We start from the raw sequence: 2,491 nt of genomic DNA on the forward strand, positions 1-2,491 counted from the left end.
GCACACTATTGAGTTCTCAAACAACAGACACTATCGGCACCAAACACAACCAAACCGTCATGTCATCGCTCCGAAGCAACTTTTCAAGCCTACCCCCATCCCGCTGGTCGAAGCAAATCAGGTCTCCCGCCCCGCCGCCAGTCCGAAACCGGCAACACGAGCAGAACATCCAACCGCCACAAGCGACGACGAATTTGAGGCCGATCACGAGCCCGTGCACAGCACACGCTGGAGCGACTTCAGGAATTCAAAGGGGGTTCGTCGCCTACACCGGGGCAACTCCACAACTATACGACACCATCACCACCACCACAAATCCACACATCACGCCCGATTTTCGGCGCCGGCCCCGGCCCCATCGCTACAGAGAGCAGGTGGCACCCGCATGGTGACCAGGGCAACCCGAACGCGGTGATGTCGCTGCGTCGAGGGCCAGGAGGTTGCGTACGGGCCGTCGTCTCGAATATCCGGCTGCCCGACGAATAATGCTTGCTGAAGGCGGTGCCTTCCACCATGCCGAAGCTCCTCGGTCCGACCCTGCTGCCGTTGCGTATTCTCACCTACCGGCGGCACAGCGTCTTTCACCGATGGCCCTGGAGCGGCATGCGTCGTGTTCGGGGCAAATCGCGGCGGCGATGGCCTGCGCTATTTTCCTGTCGCCCCGGACGGAGGGCTCGATCGGGTTCGCGTAATCCCCGTCCTCGCTGCAGATGAGACGAAGATCGATCAAGAAAGCGCCGGAGGAGAAGGCCGCTCGCGTTATGTGGTCGTTGAACAGGGCCAACGCCGTCTTGACCAGCCGCTGGTTGGGATCGGAGGGAGGCGTGTCATAGATCGTGCAGAGAGCGAGAGGAAGACCCTCGGCAGAGACTGCCCGAATCATCGAAGCGTAGTTCGCTGCAAATTGGTCTTGAGCGTCGCCAAGGATGCTGAGTGCATCTGCAACGGAGCCGGCCTTTTGCTGCAGCAGGTGGGTATACCCCAGTGCGTCGTTCCCACCAACGCTCACGATAAGGTGCGTCACACCGGGCGGGAGCAATTGAACTTGCCGCACGACGCCGGTGGTCACGTCGTCATCCACCGCCAGCAGGGTGCACTTCCACCCCGGCGTGAGCTCTTCCCTGAGTTGCTCCACCACGTCCGGTCCCCCACCGACGTAGGACTTGTTGTCGAAGATGGAATCACCGAGCAGAACTACGTGGCCCGGAGTACTGGGCTCATTCATGTCCGCTGTCACCTGTACCTCCCTGTCGACCCGCCCGAAAAGCAGTGTCTCCTGATGCGTCATGCCGCTCGAGCGCGCAGAAATCCGACCAAGGTACCCGTCCACACGGCGATCTGCCCATCGTCCCACTTCGGGGTCCAATCGTCACCAGATCGGGCGAGCCGCGGATGCTGGATCCTGAAGCTCCACGGCGTTGAGTAAGCAACTCCCGAAACACGCGATTCGATCCGCCGGACCTCTTGACACGATCCGCTGACGGGACTAAATTACAACCAAATGGTTGTAGATCAGCTCGACGAAGCCGGCATGAACCGTCTGTTCCAGGCGTTCGCTGACTCTACGCGCCGAGATATCCTCGCCCGGGTCTTGACGCGGGAGTACTCGGTGACAGGTCTGGCGGCGCAGTACGCAATGAGTTTTGCCGCGGTACAGAAACATGTCGCGGTGTTGGAGCGGGCTTCCCTGGTAACAAAAGAGAAGCGCGGAAGGGAGCAGATCGTGCACGCCCATCTTGAAGGCGTGAAAAGAGCACAACGGCTGCTCGACGAGTACGAGCTGATTTGGCGACGGCGTGTTGACCGGATCGCTGACATTCTCTCTGAGGAATAGGAGCACCATCATGACCGTCATCAGCTCGCACAGGGACGCTGAGGCATTGAGCTTCACCATCACCGCCGAGTTCGAGGCATCCGTAGAGCGCGTGTGGCGGATTTGGGAGGACCCGCGCCAGCTCGAACGCTGGTGGGGCCCGCCTACCTGGCCGGCGACGTTCGAGAGCCACAACTTTGTGCCTGGCGGAACGGCCGGCTACTTCATGACGGGGCCAGACGGCGAAAAAAGCCGAGGATGGTGGCGGTTCGCCACAATAGACGCCCCCAAACGCCTCGAGTTCGAGGACGGTTTCACCGATGAAAAGGGCGACCCGGTAGCAGAAATGGGAACCACGCGCGCTGTAGTCACCCTGGAAACGGTCGACAACCGTACGCGCATGACGACTACGTCGAACTTCGAGAGCGCAGAGCAGCTCGAGCAGATGCTAGCGATGGGCATGGAGGAGGGCATGATGCAGGCGATGAGCCAGATCGATGCCATCCTCGAACCTGCGGCCGTCTGACCCTTCGTGGCACACCTTCCCCTCTTCCGGCGCGGGTGGTTTGTGGGTGTGGTGGGTGGGTGTTAAAGGGGTGAAGCCCCCGACCGGTGTGGTGGGGGGCTTCACGTAATGGTTGTCCGGCGGTGTCCTACTCTCCCACACTCTCTCGGGTG

Annotated in this window: 3 protein-coding genes; 2 read left to right on the forward strand and 1 reads right to left on the reverse strand. The window is 60.9% G+C overall.

What is annotated here, in order from left to right:
• Positions 1-556 precede the first annotated feature (556 nt).
• Positions 557-1,225 carry an SGNH/GDSL hydrolase family protein gene (locus IWX65_RS17400; protein WP_196884810.1) on the reverse strand — a complete coding sequence of 223 codons (669 nt, stop codon included), beginning with the start codon at positions 1,223-1,225 and terminating at the stop codon, positions 557-559.
• A gap of 276 nt (positions 1,226-1,501) precedes the next feature.
• Between IWX65_RS17400 and IWX65_RS17405 the strand changes: the two genes are divergently transcribed.
• Both IWX65_RS17405 and IWX65_RS17410 read left to right on the forward strand, forming a co-directional pair.
• Positions 1,502-1,834, forward strand: coding sequence for an ArsR/SmtB family transcription factor (locus IWX65_RS17405; protein WP_196884811.1), 333 nt, complete (start codon positions 1,502-1,504; stop codon positions 1,832-1,834).
• Between the two features lie 10 nt (positions 1,835-1,844).
• Positions 1,845-2,339: an SRPBCC family protein gene (locus IWX65_RS17410; protein WP_196884812.1), complete on the forward strand. Its 495-nt coding sequence runs from the start codon at positions 1,845-1,847 to the stop codon at positions 2,337-2,339.
• Positions 2,340-2,491 lie beyond the last annotated feature (152 nt).

Source organism: Arthrobacter sp. CAN_A214 (assembly GCF_015751955.1).
Taxonomy (GTDB): Bacteria; Actinomycetota; Actinomycetes; order Actinomycetales; family Micrococcaceae; genus Arthrobacter_D.